Origin of the sequence: Rhodococcus sp. T9N (assembly GCF_024436645.1) — a bacterium.
GTDB lineage: Bacteria > Actinomycetota > Actinomycetes > Mycobacteriales > Mycobacteriaceae > Rhodococcus_F > Rhodococcus_F qingshengii.
Map to the genome: position 1 here is coordinate 220,619 of NZ_JAMSKS010000010.1, position 16,526 is coordinate 237,144.

16 protein-coding genes and 1 tRNA gene are annotated in these 16,526 nt (G+C 62.1%); 11 read left to right on the forward strand and 6 right to left on the reverse strand.

What is annotated here, in order from left to right:
* Window positions 1–34: 34 nt before the first annotated feature.
* The 5 genes from M1L53_RS18245 to M1L53_RS18265 all read left to right on the forward strand — a co-directional run bounded on the left by M1L53_RS18245 (window position 35) and on the right by M1L53_RS18265 (window position 4,147).
* Window positions 35–1,288, forward strand: coding sequence for an MFS transporter (locus M1L53_RS18245; protein WP_003942326.1), 1,254 nt, complete (start codon window positions 35–37; stop codon window positions 1,286–1,288).
* A 25-nt stretch (window positions 1,289–1,313) separates the two neighbouring features.
* On the forward strand, window positions 1,314–1,802 hold the full coding sequence (locus M1L53_RS18250) for a MauE/DoxX family redox-associated membrane protein (protein WP_003942318.1): 489 nt from the start codon (window positions 1,314–1,316) through the stop codon (window positions 1,800–1,802).
* 42 nt (window positions 1,803–1,844) lie between these two features.
* Entirely contained in the window at window positions 1,845–2,588 is a 744-nt protein-coding gene (locus M1L53_RS18255; RefSeq protein ID WP_007731305.1) for a DsbA family protein, read from the forward strand.
* Window positions 2,589–2,733: 145 nt separating this feature from the next.
* Window positions 2,734–2,806, forward strand: a tRNA-Ala gene (locus M1L53_RS18260).
* A gap of 225 nt (window positions 2,807–3,031) precedes the next feature.
* Window positions 3,032–4,147, forward strand: a complete 1,116-nt coding sequence (locus M1L53_RS18265; RefSeq protein ID WP_083471181.1) for an NAD(P)/FAD-dependent oxidoreductase — start codon at window positions 3,032–3,034, stop codon at window positions 4,145–4,147.
* Window positions 4,148–4,157: 10 nt separating this feature from the next.
* Here M1L53_RS18265 and M1L53_RS18270 read toward each other — a convergent pair whose 3' ends face one another.
* Window positions 4,158–6,692, reverse strand: coding sequence for an alpha/beta fold hydrolase (locus tag M1L53_RS18270; RefSeq protein WP_054187606.1), 2,535 nt, complete (start codon window positions 6,690–6,692; stop codon window positions 4,158–4,160).
* Window positions 6,693–6,870: 178 nt separating this feature from the next.
* Here M1L53_RS18270 and M1L53_RS18275 point away from each other — a divergent pair, with 178 nt between their 5' ends.
* From M1L53_RS18275 to bluB, 3 genes are all read left to right on the forward strand, one after another.
* Complete coding sequence (locus M1L53_RS18275; RefSeq protein ID WP_054187605.1) at window positions 6,871–7,473, forward strand: lipocalin family protein; 603 nt, start codon at window positions 6,871–6,873, stop codon at window positions 7,471–7,473.
* Between the two features lie 81 nt (window positions 7,474–7,554).
* A complete protein-coding gene (locus M1L53_RS18280; protein WP_054187604.1) occupies window positions 7,555–8,607 on the forward strand; it encodes a GTP-binding protein in 1,053 nt (350 codons plus the stop codon).
* Complete coding sequence (gene bluB, locus M1L53_RS18285; protein WP_007731309.1) at window positions 8,604–9,233, forward strand: 5,6-dimethylbenzimidazole synthase; 630 nt, start codon at window positions 8,604–8,606, stop codon at window positions 9,231–9,233. The genes M1L53_RS18280 and bluB overlap by 4 nt, the downstream gene beginning before the upstream one ends.
* A gap of 40 nt (window positions 9,234–9,273) precedes the next feature.
* Here bluB and M1L53_RS18290 read toward each other — a convergent pair whose 3' ends face one another.
* The 4 genes from M1L53_RS18290 to glp all read right to left on the reverse strand — a co-directional run bounded on the left by M1L53_RS18290 (window position 9,274) and on the right by glp (window position 13,565).
* Complete coding sequence (locus tag M1L53_RS18290) at window positions 9,274–10,713, reverse strand: DEAD/DEAH box helicase (RefSeq protein WP_042450056.1); 1,440 nt, start codon at window positions 10,711–10,713, stop codon at window positions 9,274–9,276.
* A 228-nt stretch (window positions 10,714–10,941) separates the two neighbouring features.
* Window positions 10,942–11,355 carry a molybdenum cofactor biosynthesis protein MoaE gene (locus M1L53_RS18295; protein ID WP_003944730.1) on the reverse strand — a complete coding sequence of 138 codons (414 nt, stop codon included), beginning with the start codon at window positions 11,353–11,355 and terminating at the stop codon, window positions 10,942–10,944.
* A complete protein-coding gene (moaCB, locus tag M1L53_RS18300) occupies window positions 11,348–12,334 on the reverse strand; it encodes a bifunctional molybdenum cofactor biosynthesis protein MoaC/MoaB (RefSeq protein WP_054187785.1) in 987 nt (328 codons plus the stop codon). The genes M1L53_RS18295 and moaCB overlap by 8 nt, the downstream gene beginning before the upstream one ends.
* A gap of 28 nt (window positions 12,335–12,362) precedes the next feature.
* Window positions 12,363–13,565, reverse strand: a complete 1,203-nt coding sequence (gene glp, locus M1L53_RS18305; RefSeq protein ID WP_003944714.1) for a gephyrin-like molybdotransferase Glp — start codon at window positions 13,563–13,565, stop codon at window positions 12,363–12,365.
* 111 nt (window positions 13,566–13,676) lie between these two features.
* Between glp and moaA the strand changes: the two genes are divergently transcribed.
* The 3 genes from moaA (at window position 13,677) to M1L53_RS18320 (ending at window position 16,055) form a co-directional block, all read left to right on the forward strand.
* On the forward strand, window positions 13,677–14,735 hold the full coding sequence (moaA, locus tag M1L53_RS18310; protein ID WP_047271625.1) for a GTP 3',8-cyclase MoaA: 1,059 nt from the start codon (window positions 13,677–13,679) through the stop codon (window positions 14,733–14,735).
* Complete coding sequence (locus tag M1L53_RS18315; protein WP_003944706.1) at window positions 14,728–14,985, forward strand: MoaD/ThiS family protein; 258 nt, start codon at window positions 14,728–14,730, stop codon at window positions 14,983–14,985. The genes moaA and M1L53_RS18315 overlap by 8 nt, the downstream gene beginning before the upstream one ends.
* 314 nt (window positions 14,986–15,299) lie before the next feature.
* Complete coding sequence (locus M1L53_RS18320; protein ID WP_003944763.1) at window positions 15,300–16,055, forward strand: hypothetical protein; 756 nt, start codon at window positions 15,300–15,302, stop codon at window positions 16,053–16,055.
* Window positions 16,056–16,080: 25 nt separating this feature from the next.
* Here the strand turns inward: M1L53_RS18320 and nadE are convergent.
* On the reverse strand, window positions 16,081–16,526 hold a 446-nt coding region (gene nadE / locus M1L53_RS18325), incomplete at its 5' end, for an ammonia-dependent NAD(+) synthetase (protein ID WP_261949250.1).

Here is a 16,526-nt window from a genome sequence, read left to right on the forward strand (position 1 = left end):
CCGCTCAGGTCGCCCGGCTAGAATTCCGGGCGACATGAAAACTCGTGCAGCCAAGCTGCCACAGGAAATTTGGGTACTGGTCGCCGCCAGCTTCGTCATCGCCCTCGGATTCGGGTTGGTCGCCCCGGCACTACCTCAGTTCGCACGCAGCTTCGACGTATCGGTCACCGCCGCCACGATCGTGATCTCGTCTTTCGCTTTCATGCGGTTGGTGTTCGCGCCGATGAGCGGCACTTTGGTACAGAAACTCGGTGAGCGGCCGGTCTACATCGTCGGCCTTCTCATCGTCGCGGTCTCGACCGGTGCGTGCGCTTTCGCGGGGGAGTACTGGCAACTTCTGCTGTTCCGGTCGTTGGGCGGCATCGGGTCGACCATGTTCACGGTGTCGGCCCTCGGGCTGATCATTCGCATGTCACCGTCGGACAGTCGCGGCCGCGTGTCGGGTCTGTACGCGACAAGCTTTCTCATGGGATCGATCGGCGGCCCGCTGGTCGGCGGTGCGCTGTTGCAGTTCGGTCTGCGGATGCCGTTCATCATCTACGCAATTGCGTTGGTGATCGCCGCGCTCGTTGTCTTCGTGAGCCTGCGTGGATCTCATTTGGCGTCACCGGACAAGGCTGTCGATGTGAAGTCGATGACTCTCACAGAAGGCCTCCAGTCTCCGGTGTACCGGGCAGCGCTCGGATCGAACCTCGCTTTCGGTGGCGTGATCTTCGGAGTTCGCGTTGCCATGGTTCCCCTGTTCGTCGTCGAGTTCCTCGGCCGAGACCCCTCGATTGCGGCCTACGCCCTGACGATCTTCGCCGTCGGCAATGCGTTGGTGTTGATCGTCTCCGGACGACTCTCGGACCGCTTCGGACGCAAGCCCTTTGTCGTGAGCGGCCTACTCATCTGCGGTCTGGGAACCATCGCAATGGGATTCACCGACAACCTCGTGGTGTTCTTCGCCATTGCCGCAGTGACTGGTGTCGGCTCCGGCCTCATGAGTCCGGCCCAGCAGGCCGCGGTTGCCGATGTTGTCGGATCGACGGCCCGAGGCGGACCCGTTCTGGCGGTATTTCAGATGATGTCCGACATCGGTGGGGTAGTGGCGCCGATTTGTGCCGGACTGATCGCCCAGCATGTGTCGTACTCGGCGGCCTTCGCGGTGATGGGAGCCGTAGTAGTCGTGTCGGCGACGGGTTGGTTGTTCGTTCCGTCGCGAACGAAGCCCGTCGAATCCGTCGTCGAAGATCTGACTGATGTGACGGTGCTAACGGATACTCCTGCGCGGACAAACCTGGACTGACCGGGCATTCTGTACTCTCGATCGGGTGGCAATTCGCATCGTGAGTCTTGTGGCCCGATTGGGTTTGGCGGCCGTCTGGCTGATTTCCGGGGGACTCAAGTTCTTTGATCCCGTTCAGACGAAGATCGCGGTGCGCGCCTATCAACTATTGCCCGAGTCACTGGTGGGTCCGGTGGCGACGGCTCTTCCCCTGGTCGAAATAGTCCTGGGCCTGCTGATCCTCGTCGGGTTGGCGGTGCGAGCATCTGCTGCAGTCTCGGTGGTCATCCTCACGGTTCTCATTGCGGTGATCATTTCGGTGTGGGCCAGGGGATTGTCCATCGACTGCGGATGTTTCGGCGGCGGAGGCGCAGCCGACGTCGGCGCTTGGGACTATTCGAAGGAGATTCTCCGGGACCTGGGCTTCTTGGCACTTGCCGTCTGGCTGCTCGTGTTCCCGCGTTCGCCACTCGCATTAGGGCCCGGATCACGCGCGGCGTTCTCAGTGGATACTCAGTCTTCAGTGGCAAGGTAAGCAATCGGTAAATCGTTTCGACGCACGAAGGACTGCATCAGCGTGAGCACCAAGAGCAGCAAGAACAAATACTCGCCGGAACCGGTCTCGAGCCGCTCCACCTACATCATCGGTGGCCTCGCGGTGCTCGTGATCGCGGCCCTCGTCATCGGCGGTGTCTTGTGGACGAACAGCAAGAACAAGCCCCAGAACGACGGCTACGGCTCCGTGCAGAGTTCCGAAGTTGCCGTCACGGTGCAGGACAACGGAGTGGTGCTGCTCGGCAAGCCCTCCGCCGCGACAACCATTGATCTCTTCGAGGATCCGCTGTGCCCGGCCTGTGCTGCTCTCGAACACCTCAGTGGCCAGGCTCTCGCGGCCGCCGTCGACAACGGTGACGTCGCCGTGCGGTACCACATGTTGAACTTCCTCAACCGGGCGTCGGGCAGCGGTGACTACTCCACACGGGCCGGCGCCGCTCTGCTCTGCGTCGCTCAGGGTGGTGACGCGATTGCGTACTCCGCATTCCACAACAAGCTTTTCGCGACCGACACGCAGCCGGCCGAGGGCGGCAGCAGCGACCACACCAACGACGACCTCGCCCAGATCGCTCGTGATGCGGGCGCATCCGAGGACGTGGCAACCTGCATCTCTTCCGGTACCAACGTCGAAGCCGCCGCGGCCAATGCCGCAGCCGCCAGCCAGGCGCTCAAGGATGTCGGGTCGAACGGGACGCCCACGGTAGTGGCGAACGGCAAGATCGTTGACACGGGCAGCAGCGACTGGGTTTCCAAGCTCTCCTCCTGAGCTGAAGCGGCCGCTCCGACGAGGAGCGGCCGCTTCGCTCTGACCAGGCGATTTGTTGCCCAGGAGTCAAGTGGTGTAACTTTCTTCCAGCAAGCGGAAAGCAGAACAGCCGCTGCGAGTTCGACTGTTAGAGTGAACTGAATACGGGGCTATGGCGCAGCTGGTAGCGCACCACACTGGCAGTGTGGGGGTCAGGGGTTCGAGTCCCCTTAGCTCCACCTGAACAAATGCTCTGCACCAATCGGTGCAGAGCATTTGTTGTTTTCGAGCCAGTGTTGTGTTGTCGACCCTGTGTTTTTCGAGTCTCTATTGCATGCAGCACAGTTCTGCCTAGATGTGTCGACCGCCATAACGCCAGGGCGTCAATGTTCAATAACGTCCGCGACGAGGCCTGATCATCCCGTGCATTCTCAGCATGGGGACCGTTGGCGGAACGGAGAACCATGAGTGCACACGTGGTGATAATCGGGGCAGGATATGCGGGCGTCATGGCAGCGAAGCGACTGCTGAGAACTCGGTCGGACATCACGGTGACCGTCGTGAATCCGCGCCCACACTTCGTGCAAAGAATCAGGCTCCATCAGATGATCGCGGCTGGCTACGACGCGACGGTCTCGTTCGACAGGGCGCTACCGCGTGCGGCACACCGAGTCTTCGGAGAGGTGACGACGATCGAGGCGGGGCTCGGCAGGCTTACCCTCGACGACGGCAGTGTGCTCGACTACGACTATCTGGTCTACGCAGTCGGAAGTGGGCAGTTACCCAGCACTATCGGCGGGGCGGCGGAGCACGGGTTCAGCGTCTCCGAATTCGAGGACGCGGTTCGCCTCGAATCCAGAATGGCGACACTCGACGGGAAGGCTACGGTCTGCGTTGTCGGCGGCGGTCTCACCGGAATCGAGACTGCCGCAGAATTGGCTGAGCAGCGAAGCAGCCGAATCACTTTGGTGACCGGAGGAATCGTGGCCCCGGATCTGTCAGAGCGTGCGCGATCTGCAATTCTCAGAACATTGACCGATCTTGGGGTCGACATCGTCACCGAATCCCGGGTTACACGCATTGACGGTTCGTCCTGCGAGCTTGCGGGAGGCGCACGGGTGGAGGCAGATTGCACGATTCTCGCGACAGAATTCGGGGTCCCCGATCTGGCGCGCCGAAGTGGCCTTCCCGTCGACGGTCTCGGTCGTCTGAAGGTCGACGACCGACTCGAATGCTCGTCCCACCCCAACATCGTCGGTGCGGGTGATGCGGTCGCAGTCGGTGATCTTTTACTGAGGATGAGTTGTCAGGCCGCGATTCCCTTGGGAGTCCATGCGGCCGAGACGATCCTGCATCGACTCGAAGGTTCCGCGCCGCGCCCGGTGGCTCCGAAGTTCGCAGGCCGGTGCATCAGTCTCGGGAGGCGGCGAGGTGTGTTCCAGCGGACCACTCGTGTCGACAACGCAACGGGCATGTTCGTCGCAGGCAGGGCGGGTGCGTTCGTCAAGGAACGAGTGTGTTCATCGACGACCGACTGGGCACTCACTCCGCGCCGCTCTTTCTTCTACAGCTGGACATGAGGAGCGCTGGTCACGCTCGATCACAGACTCGATCGATGATCGCCGCAGTCTTGCGGACGTACGGTTGGCGGACGACGTCTTCGTGGCACGCGTCGACGTCGTCGAAATCCAGTGAGCCCGTGGCAATGAGTGACCAGATCTCGCGTCCACGGTTGTTGGTGGCCCCACGGATCACGGTGACGGGCGCGGCGCATGCTCGTATCCGATGCTTCTGGAGCGCCTGGCCTCCTATGTAGAGGAACACGGTCCACTGGGTGGCCGGCGGGTACTGCAGAATGCCGGCGAACAGCGTGCGGATCCACATGGCCGCGACGGTGCGTCTGGTCGGCTTCCAGCGGGCATTGGTGGATGGTTGTGGTGCAAGGTCGACGATCGACGGATCCAAAGTGATGCCCGCTCGACCAGCCAGTCGTGCGGCAGCCTCGGTGGAGATTCTGGTGTCGAGAACGGTGACGTGTTCGACAGTGTCACCTGACTCGGACAGCTGTGTCGCCATTTCCAGCGCCACGTAGCCGCCGTACGAGTATCCGGCGAGGAGGTATGGCCCGGTGGGCTGAATCTTCTTGATTTCGAAAATGAAACGGCGGGCGCTTGCTTTCACCGACCGGTCGGGTAGTCCGCGAGATTCGAAGCCGTGTGGCTGAAGTGCGTAAACCGGCCGATCGGTGTGCAGCGCTTTCGACAAGGTGGACAGCGTCGTCGATGGGCACCCCGCTCCGTTCATGATGAACAGCGGTCGCCCGGAGCCTTCGAGCTTCAGTGGCACCATCGTGTTGTGACAGACGCGATCATCGGGATCGATTCTGCGCCGATCCACCAGCGCTGCAAGGTCTTTGACGGTACTGGCGGCCGCGAACTCCGCAGCCGTGATCCGGATCCGGAACATGTCGTGAATCTTTGCCACCACTTCGGTTGAAGCAAGCGAGTCGCCGCCGAGTTCGAAGAAGTCGTCCTCACGGTCGATGGAGTCGATGCCGAGAATCGACTCCCAGATCGAGGACAACCACAATTCGGCGGGCCCGGCGAGAGTCGGTGGAGTGGACCGCACCTCGACGGAGGGCAGCGCTGTTCGATCGACCTTTCCTCTTTCGTTGCGGGGCAACGCCGGCATCAGAAGAAAATGTCGGGGGAGCATCCAGGCCGGCAGATATGTCGCCAGTTCGCGCCGCATCTCGGCGCCCGACCGTGCCATCACGGTGTTGGTCAGGACCACGTAGGCGACGATCTCCGGTCGATCGTTCTCGAGGACGACGGCCACGAAAACATCGGCGACGCCGGGAATTCGACGAATATGCGACTCGACTTCCATCGGTTCCACCAGGTAGCCCCGAATCTTGACGGCGTCGTCGACGCGTCCCCGCAGTTGCAGTTCTCCGCGTTCGTCGATGCGTCCCCGGTCCCCGGTCCGGTAGATGCTCACTCCGTCGCCCAGGCGCGTGAATCGTGTTGCAGTTCGATCCGGGTCGCCGTGGTATCCGTCGGCAAGATCACTGGAGACAACCTGAATCTCTCCGATCTCTCCGTCGGGGAGAGGCACGCCGTTCACATCGACGATCTGTACGTCCTTGCCGTCGCGAGCACGTCCGGCCGGTACCACTCCGACGGGTAGTTCGGAATGTGGTGGGAACGCGTTGTACGCGACGACACCGGTCTCGGTGGTGGCCAGCCAGTTGACGTACGTGACGCGAGCGAAGCCGTGACTGCGATGGCGCGCGTAGTCCTCGCCGTGAACTGCTTCCCCGTACGTTACGACGACGCGTAGGGAACCGATCGAATCATCATTTGCTGCATCGCAATCGAGATCCGACCACGCCCGCAGAAAGGACGGCGCACAGTGCGTGGTCGTGATCGAATTCTCGATCAGCCAATCGTCGATTCCCGAGACGCCGTCGATACGTGGATCCCAGCAGAAGACCGTGACTCCGTTCATCAGGCCCATGATCAGGGCCGTGATTCCGGCTCCGAAACTGACGGGCAACAGGTTCCCGATGTGATCATCGGGTCGCAGGTCGATTGCTGCGGCAAGTTCGTCGGCCTTGTTCAGGCACATGGAGTGGCTCAACACGACCCCCTTGGGTGCCCCGCTGGTGCCTGACGTGAACGCGATCATGGCAGGGTCGGAACTCGATGGTTCCAACGCGCTGTCGAATCTGAAGCCCGTCGCAGCAGACTCGTCGAGTATCGACTGCAGCGGGACTGCACCCGAGGTGCTCATGATGTGCGCTCGGCGGGCCTCGGGGAGTTGTGGGTCGATCATGACCAAGGGCCGACCGGAAATCAGAGTGGCGAGGATGGCGGGCACCGACTCGGCCGTTGGTTCGAGATCGACCGCAACCGGGCGTGCCCCGTGTGACCCACGTAGGCGAAGTTCGCGGACCAATGCGTCGGTCCGGAGTTCGAGTTCGGCGAAAGTGATCCGGTCGCGCGGAGTCACGACGGCAACGGCGTCGTGCTGCATAGAGGTGACGCGGCGCCACCTCGACTCGATCGTCTCGTCGATGACTGCATAGCGAGTGCGTTCTAGACCTAAGTCGACAACCTTCATCACAGTAGCTCCGTCCGACTTTCAGCTATCTTTTAGCAAAGACTACATAAGGTTTGTGAAGTAGGTCCATAACAAACCAAAAGTAGTTTTACATACCGCCCCATCCTCCAGTCCGTCAGCTCCGAATGCCTTGAGGAACCAATGCCGATCGAGCGGTGTACAGACGAGGAGCAGTGACATGAAGTGGTCGGGGCGAAGTGCGATTGCGATTGCGGGAGTGTGCGCCGCAGTGACGATGTTTTCGGGAACCGCGCAGGCGAGCCCACTCTGGGAACCCTTGCAGCCGGTGGCGAACCTGGACGTCGCGCGCTACGTAGGGGAATGGAACCAGGTGGCGGCGATTCCTCAGCCCTTCAACCTCGCGTGCGCGAAGGACACCCGGGCGAGTTACGGGATCGTCGATTCGTCGAACGTGAGCGTGAAGAACACGTGTACGACGTGGACCGGTCAAGCCAACGAGATCGTCGGGAATGCCCGAGTTACCGATCCAGCAACGGGTGCCCAGTTGCACGTGAGCTTCCCCGGGGTGCCCTCACAGGAAAGCTTGGACGGCCCACCCAACTACATCGTCACCTACATTGCCGACGACTATTCGTGGGCACTGGTGGGCGATCCGCTCAGGCTTTCCGGGTTCGTGCTCTCACGGTCGGCGGTCGTCGACGCGGCAGGCTGGAGTGAGATCCGCCGGGTCGCCGAATCCCGTGGATACAACGCATGCACGATCCTGACGTCACCGACCACCGAGGGCACGTCGGACATCCGTCCGCTCTGCACGGTGTGAGTCTGCTGTCAGCGTGAACCTTCCGGAGCCACACTCCACTACGATCACTGATCGGTACGTGTGGTTTCGGAAGGTTGTGTGGTGGCGAAGAAGCAGATTCCCGTAATAGTCGTCGCAGGCTTTCTCGGTTCGGGCAAGACGACGCTGCTCAACCATCTTCTGCGTAACAACGACGGTGTACGCATCGGCGTGATCGTCAACGACTTCGGCTCCGTCAACATCGACTCGATGATGGTCGCCGGTCAGGTCGATTCGATGGTCTCTCTCAGCAACGGCTGTTTGTGCTGCGCTGTCGACGTCTCGGACATGGACGAGATGCTGAACAAGTTGGCGCACCGGCAGTCCGGGATCGACGTGATCGTCATCGAGGCCAGCGGGCTTGCCGAGCCGCGGAACATGATTCGACTCGTCCTCGGAAGTGAGAACCCGTCGGTCGTCTACGGCGGCCTGGTAGTCCTGGTCGACGGAGCCAATTTCTCCACCGTTCGCCGCGAACATCCCGAGCTCGATCAACATGTCCGCCTGGCAGACCTGGTGGTAGTCAACAAGATCGACAGCGTTCCGGTCGCCGAACGCGAGCGATTCACGACCGAAATTCGTAAGTTGAATCCGCGAGCGCCGATGGTGGAAACCTCGCACTCGCGGATAGACCCCGCTCTGTTGTTCGATACCGGCGAGGTGACCCCTCCGGCTCCGGGCGATCAACTGAGCCTCGACGAGCTCCTGCGCGACGGGCACGACGACGATCACGAGGACGGCTCGTGTCACCACGATCACCTGCACCACCGCTACGAATCGGTTGATTTCGCATCGGAGACGCCTCTCGATGCCAGGGCTCTGACGCACTTTCTCGAGAATCAGCCGTCGGGTGTTTACCGCATCAAGGGCTTCGTGAACTTCGAGATTCCGGGCTACACAGGAAAATTCGAGATCCAATCGGTGGGTGATCATGTCCGGATCACGCCGCTGCGATGGAAGTCGGGCGAACCTCGAACCACGCAACTGGTCGTGATCGGCACCGGGATGGATTCGGGGGCGGTCGGCAGCGCGCTCCGCGCCTGCATGCGCGAAGAAACGGTCGAACCGCACCCCGACGCCATGCTGGGATTGCACCGCTATACCGTCGGGGCGTGAGTGAATCAGCTGTATCCGTGTACGAAGCGATTCGGCGACGCCGAGACGTTCGCGCCGAGTTCTCGGGAGAGATCGTCCCCGACGAAACTCTGATGCGCATTCTCGACGCCGCCCATCGCGCGCCGAGCGTGGGAAACACGCAACCGTGGGATTTTGTCGTCGTTCGTAATCCGGAGACGCTCGACACCTTCGCGGCACACGTCGCCGATGCCCGGGTGAAATTCGCGCAGTCTTTGCCCGAGGATCGCCGCTCGACGTTCGACCCCATCAAGATCGAGGGAATCGCCGAGAGCGGTACCGGCATCGTCGTCACTTACGACCCGTCGCGCGGTGGCCCGAACATCCTCGGCCGTCATACCGTCGACGACACCGGACTGTTCTCGGCGGTACTGGCAATTCAGAATTTGTGGCTCGCCGCGGTAGCCGAGGAGATCGGCATCGGCTGGGTTTCGTTCTACGACGAGAAGTACCTCACCGAACTAATGGGCATTCCGTCACCCGTTCGCCCCATTGCGTGGCTGTGCGTCGGGAAGGTGACCGAGTTTCAACAGGTTCCGGATCTCGAACGCTTCGGATGGCGACAGCGCCGGCCATTGGCCGACGCTGTCCACTACGAAACCTATTGAGTTGTACCGGGCGGCGTTGCGCGCGGGGCGGCGGTGTGGCCTAGCGTGCGGGACGGCCACCGGTGGAGCCTGCGGTGCGAGCGCCGCCGCCGGTGCGGGGACGGCGAGCGCCACCACCGGCATGTTCCTGACGGGCAGCTCCGCCGGTGCGAGCACCGCGTGACTGACCGCCCTGTCCGGAGCGAGCCTGACCCGAACGTGCTGCGCCGCCGCGTCCACCCTGGCCGGCGGGACGCTGTCCGCGTCCACCGTTGGGCTGGGCAGGAGCCTTCGGAGCCGGCGTGACGTGCGGTGCGATGTCGCCGACCAACTTGACGACGTGCTCGGAGTTGGCAGTCGAACGGACCGGGGTCACCTTGATGGCTGCCTTGCGCATGAGGATCGCAAGATCCTTACGCTGCTCGGGCAGAACCACGGTGACCACGTCGCCGGCGCTGCCTGCGCGAGCGGTGCGACCACTGCGGTGCAGGTAAGCCTTGTGCTCGGCCGGCGGATCGACGTGGACGACCAACTCGACGTCGTCGACGTGGACGCCACGCGCTGCGACGTCGGTGGCGACGAGGACGCGCGCTTCACCGGCGGAGAATGCCGCCAGGTTACGGTCGCGAGCAGCCTGCGAGAGGTTGCCGTGAAGGTCAACGGACGGGATGCCCGACTCGGTGAGCTGGCGAGCCAACTTGCGAGCCTGGTGCTTGGTGCGCATGAACAGGATGCGACGACCGGTACCGGAAGCGAGCTTCTCGACCAGAGCCTTCTTGGCTTCGACGCCGTCGACGTCGAACACGTGGTGCGTCATTGCGGCGACGGGGGAGTTGGCCTCGTCGACCGAATGCATGACCTCGTTCTTGAGGAAACGCTTGACGAGCTTGTCGACGCCGTTGTCCAGCGTTGCCGAGAACAGTAGACGCTGCCCGTCCTGCGGGGTGGACGAGAGGATGCGGGTGACGACGGGCAGGAAGCCGAGGTCGGCCATGTGGTCGGCCTCGTCGAGCACGGTGATCTCGACGGCGTCGAGACTGACGAACTTCTGCTTCATGAGGTCTTCGAGGCGACCGGGGCAGGCGACGACGATGTCGACTCCGGCCTTGAGAGCCTGAACCTGGCGGTGCTGCGAGACACCACCGAAGATCGTGGTCACGCGCAAGTCGTATGCGGCGGCCAACGGTTCGAGGGTTGCGGTGATCTGGGTGGCGAGCTCACGCGTCGGTGCGAGCACCAGGCCGAGCGGTCGACCCGGACGACGCTTTCCTCCGGACAGTTCGCCGGCGAGGCGGGAGACCATGGGGATGGAGAACGCGAGGGTCTTGCCGCTTCCGGTCTTTCCGCGGCCCAGTACGTCGCGCCCCGAGAGAGTGTCGGGGAGGGTGTCGATCTGGATCGGGAACGGAGAAGTGATTCCGCCGTCTTCGAGAGCTTTCACCAGCGGTGCGCGCACACCGAGGGCTGCGAAGGTGGTAGCGGGCGTAGAGATGTCAGACAAGTGTGTTCAGAGCCTTTCGGGCACGTGTTCGTGCCCGGATGCCGACACGGGAATTAACCGGTCGAACAATCAAGCACAGTGGTGGCGGCGCTGCCGGTCGGCAGGCTTCTTCGCCGTAAGAAGAGCGGGTGCATTGAGCACTCAGCAAGAAAATTTGCGTTCTACGACGCTGGATGCCCGATTTCAGGCACCTAGTGATCGCAACTCTACCTTCCCGGAGCGTTCGACCTACAACCCGACCCATTCGGAGACGCCGTTCGCGAAGTGTTGCCGCTTCCAGATCGGTACCTCGTGCTTGATGCGCTCCACCAGTTCGGCGCACGCGGCAAACGCCTCCGCTCGATGCGGCGCGGCGACGGCGGCGACCAGTGCGAGATCACCGATCTCGAGGTGACCGACGCGATGGATCGCAGCAACCGGCAGGCCGGTCGAGGCCGCAACCTCTTGGCAGCACGTCTCGAGGAAGCGTTCGGCATCCGGATGCGCTTGGTACTCCAACGCCGAAACCGCTTGACCTCCATCGTGATTGCGCACCGTTCCCGTGAACACCACAACAGCGCCGTTCTTCGGACCGGCAACGGCGGCGTCGACGGTGTCTGCGTGAATCGGTTGCTCGGAGATCCGAGCCAATAGCTCACTCATCGTGCGCTCCTCCGCCTGCGACCTGCGCGAGCAGGTGATCGATGATGGGTCCGAGGACGGCGAGACCGTCCTTCACTCCACCGGGAGAACCCGGAAGATTGACGATGACCGTCGTACCTGTGAGACCTGCCACACCACGGCTCAGCGACGCGTGCGGTGTCTTCTCGAGGCCCTTGGTCCGGATCGCTTCTGCGACGCCGGGCAACTCACGGGTCAAGACTGCCCGGGTAGCTTCCGGTGTGGCATCCGTGGGGGAAGCCCCGGTGCCGCCGGTACTGATGACGAGTGACGGGGAGCCCTCCTTGGCGTCAGCGATGCCCGCCGCGATGTCTGCGTCGGCGTACACAAGCGGTCCACGTACCTCGAAGTCCCGTTCACGTAGCCAGGTCGCGATCGTGGGTCCGGTGGTGTCGGGTCTGGTGCCGTTCGCACCGCCGGTGGAAGCCACGAGGACGGTCGCGGACCGTGCCGAGGTGAAGGTGTGCGCCGGAGCTGTCTGTGCGTTCTGAGTGTCGCGGGTCCAATGTCCGCGCTTACCACCGTCTTTGGTGAGCAGACGAACACCGTTCATGGTAGCTCCGGGGTCCACCGCTTTGACCATGTCGTGCAAGGTCAGGCCGGCTACCGCGACGGCGGTGAGTGCTTCCATCTCGACGCCGGTCTGTCCGCGAGTCTTCGCCGTCGCCTCGACGGTGATCGATGTTTCGGTGAACCCGAATTCCACCTTGACCGACGAGAGCGCGAGTTGATGACACAGCGGGATCAGTTCGGAGGTCTTCTTCGCACCGGCGATTCCGGCGATGCGCGCGGTGGTGAGGACATCAGCCTTGGGCATGCCGTCGGCGCGGACGAGGCGAACTACCTCGGCGGTCGTGACGAGTTCGCCGGCGGCGACGGCGATACGCGTCGTCTCGGCCTTGGCGCTGACGTCGACCATGCGCGCTCGGCCCTCGCTGTCGACGTGTGTCAATTCGGTCATCAGTGTCCTTTGAATCAGATCGAGTGAATCAGATCGAGGAAGTCGAGAGCGGGACGACGTCGACGAGATCGCCCGCGCCGAGCTCGGTCACGGCGGCGGGGATGTCGATCAGGACGTCGGCCCACGCCATGGCTGCAACAAGGTGCGATCCGGGTCCGGCAACGAGTTCGATTCCGTCCGCAGTTCTGCGTGCCCGCAGGAACTGCCGCTTGCCGTCCACCGAACGCAGCGGTGCAGTCAACGGGAGTCGCTCGCGCGGGATCTCGGGCAGGCCCGCGGCCCGGCGCAGTTCGCCCCGTGCGAAGACCTCGAAGGAGACCATCGTGCTCACCGGGTTGCCCGGGAAGCTCAGTACCGGCACTTCGTTCACCACTGCAGTGCCTTGCGGACCGCCCGGCTGCATTGCGACGTGGCCGAAGTGTGCTCCCAGAGGCGTGAGAGTTTCCTTCACCACCTCGAAGTCGCCCATGGACACTCCGCCGGAGGTGAACACCAGATCAGCGACCGAGGTTGCGTACGAGAGCAATTCGCGGAACTCGGCGGGGTCGTCGCTGCTTCGGGCGACGGAGACGACATCGGCGCCGTTGGCTTCGGCCAATGTTGCCAAAGCTGGACCGTTGGAATCGTAGATCTCACCGGGTTCGAGAGTTGTTCCGGCACTTTTCAGTTCGGCGCCCGTCGTAATTATCGCGACCCGTGGCTTCGTGTAGGTGTCGAGCGAGGCCAAGCCCACAGCACTCAGCGCGGCGATATGGCGAGGTTCCAAGTGCGTTCCGGCCGTGACCAGTAGCATTCCGGCGGTGATGTCGCTGCCACGTTCGCGTACGAACTCGCCTACCGATCTGCCCCGTTCGATCGTGACGACGTGCTCGGTGACACCCGTTGTGTCCTCGACCGGAACAACGGCGTCGGCACCCTCGGGGAGCGGAGCACCGGTCATGATGCGAAATGCCGATCCTGGAAGGTGTTTCGGTGGTTTTCCGCTTCCAGCGGCGATCACGCCTCGAACCGTCAGTGTGGTCGGAACCGAGGCCACAGAAGCAGCATCGACGGCATACCCGTCCATCTGCGAGTTGCGGAAGAGTGGCAGGTCTACCGGCGATGCGATATCCGAGCAAGTTATGCGCCCCAACGCTTCTGCCGTCGGAACTGCCGTCGGAGAGAGGGTGTGCAGGCCGGTGAGCAATCCGGAGATGTGCGACGCGTGTTCCTCGACCGAACGCGCGCTCATGACAGTAACCTCGACAACCTCGACATGTTTTGATCCTAGGCGGTGTGGTCCGTCCGACACACGGAGTACGGCTTTCGGTCATACTGGAGCAATACGGAAGTTGGTGAAGTGATGACAGTGGTCTCGATGGGAATTCCCACCGTGCGGTTCGACGCTGCCTCCCTCGCCGGTCGTCCCGAGACGGATCTCCTGGTCGACAGGTTCGGGCGTGTTGCCAGAGATCTGCGAGTCTCGATCACCGAGAAGTGTTCACTTCGTTGCACGTATTGCATGCCGGAGGAAGGCTTGCCGGCCATCGCTGCGGAAGATCTTCTGAGTGCCGACGAGATCATTCGAGTAGTCGGAATCGGCGTCGAACGAGTCGGTATTCGCGAGGTGAGATTCACCGGCGGCGAACCGCTGATGCGTAGTGACCTCGAAAAGATCATCGGGGGGTGCGCCGCGCGCGTGCCAGGAATTCCACTTTCCATGACTACCAACGCCGTTGGGCTCGAACATCGTGCCGCAAAGCTGGCTGCAGCTGGTTTGACTCGCGTGAATGTTTCCCTGGATTCGGTTGATCGCGCCCATTTCGCTGAATTGACGCGTCGAGACAGGTTGCCGTCCGTTCTCGCGGGAATTCGAGCGGCAGCTGCGGCCGGGCTCGCGCCACTGAAGATCAATGCGGTGCTGATGCGTGAAACGCTCCACGGCGCGGCGGATCTTTTGCAGTGGTGCCTCGAAGCCGGCGTCGAATTGCGCTTTATCGAGCAAATGCCTCTGGACGCAGACCATGCATGGGCACGCGAGAACATGGTGACCGCGGCTGAATTGTTGTCCGTTTTGGGAAGCCGTTTCGAATTGGAAGCAATCGGCCGTGAAGATCCGTCGGCTCCTGCCGAAGAATGGCGTGTCGACGGGACCACGATGACGGTAGGGATCATCGCTTCCGTGACCCGCTCGTTCTGCAGTGAATGCGATCGGACGCGAATGACCGCAGAGGGAACAATTCGGTCATGTCTGTTCAGTGACCGTGAAGTTGATCTGCGTGCCGCGCTCAGGGCCGGAGCAAGTGACGACGAACTAGCGGATTTGTGGCGCGGTGCGATGTGGAACAAGTGGGCTGGGCACGGCATCGACGCCGCGGACTTCGTTCCGCCGGAAAGAAGTATGGGAGCGATTGGTGGCTGATCCGCATTCGATCTCGGTTCGTTACTTTGCTGCTGCAGCGGATGTATCCGGTTGCCGTAGCGAGGTAGTCGCCATCTCGCCTGACAACACACTTGCCGAGTTGGTGGCGGTGCTGGTCGGGCGATACGGACCGGAGATGGAGCGAGTGCTGTCGGTCTCGGCTTTCCTCGTCGGTGACGAGTTGACCCGCGACGTCTCTCGAGCCTCCGGTAGCGCTGTCGATATTCTTCCGCCTTTCGCTGGAGGCTAGTCCGAGAATTGCCGGCGTAGCTATTTGTGGGCTGCCGACATATTGTCCTTTTTCGGTTTGCCGGTCCAAATATTTATATCTTGATCACTCCAGCTCAAGTGGCACCTATCTCCGTTTTCTCCATTGTTGGTCAATTGTCCAGCATTGGTCGTTTTGTTTAGTTTCTCCTACTTTTGGGGGAGCGAATGCACTTCGAATTGCCAAGGTGAATTGTCATCTGTTTGGATGACAAAAGAAATACCTTCGCTGTTGGTAATTGTCGACATGTGTTAATTTTGGCGCAATTCCACTCGGGATATGTGAAAGGTATTTCAATGTCGATTAATTCCACGCGCCGTGTCGGAGTCGTCGTAGCGCTCCTCGGGGCAGCTGCACTCACCGCTCCGGCAATTGCTACTGCGCTTCCGTCCACCGGTTCTCTCGGCTCTTCTGCGCCGGAAGCCTCGTGCTCGACCCTGTCCACCGAAGCGACGCCGAACGGGTGGGGCATCCCGTTCACCGACGAGAAGGATCAGACCGCGTCGTACTCGGCCGACAACGTTCTCGACAAGGACGGTTCACTGAAGCTGGCCGTCGACGGTACCGGCGATCGTTCGGTTTCCTACCATTCGGCCGGCGGTATCAAGCTGTCCGACGCAGTCGGCAAGGCGATCGGCTTTGCCGAGCGCGCCGCCACGCCGACTGCGGCGTTCCAGCTCCGCCTCACCGGAACGACCGGCGGAAAGTTCGAGAACGGATTCACCACCCTGGTGTGGGTCCCGGGACCCGACGCGACGCCGACGGCTGACGGCGGCGTTCACGCGGATCTCCAGAAGGGCGTGTGGTGGAGCACTCAGAACATCGACGGCGCCAAGGACCGCGTGTCAGTGCCTTTGGCTGACATCGTCGCCGCGAACCCGAACGCGGTAGTCGACCACTACGGCGTCAGTGTGGGCACCGGTTCCGCCGCCACGTCGACGCTGGTCGATGCAGTGCAGTTCAACGGATGCACCACCAACTTCGCGAAGAAGGATCCGGCTTCGGGAACGGGTTCGCTGGGCGACGTCTTCGGCAGCCTGTTCGGTAGCTAGTCGCTGGTAAGAGCTCTGGTAGGAGTTACTTCCACCAGTCATCGAGGGGTGTGACCGGCACCGTGCGCTTGTGACGAGTGTTGGTGAACATCTTCTCGAGCTTCTCGGCTACCTCGGAGGAAACGTCCTTTCCTTCGAGGTAGTCGTCTATCTGTGAGTACGTGACGCCGAGGGCAACTTCGTCGGGTAGCGCGGGTCGGTCGTCCTCGAGGTCGGCGGTCGGCACCTTGCGCCACGTGCTCTCGGGTGCGCCCAATTCCTGCAGCAATGCAGCGCCCTGGCGTTTGCTCAAGCCGGTGAGCGGCGTGATGTCGACACCGCCGTCACCGAATTTCGTGAAGAAGCCGGTAATCGCTTCTGCGGCGTGGTCGGTACCGATCACGAGGTAGCCGAGCTGACCGGCAATCGCATACTGGATGACCATTCGTTCGCGCGCCTTGATGTTGCCGCGGACGAAGTCGCGTAGTTCGC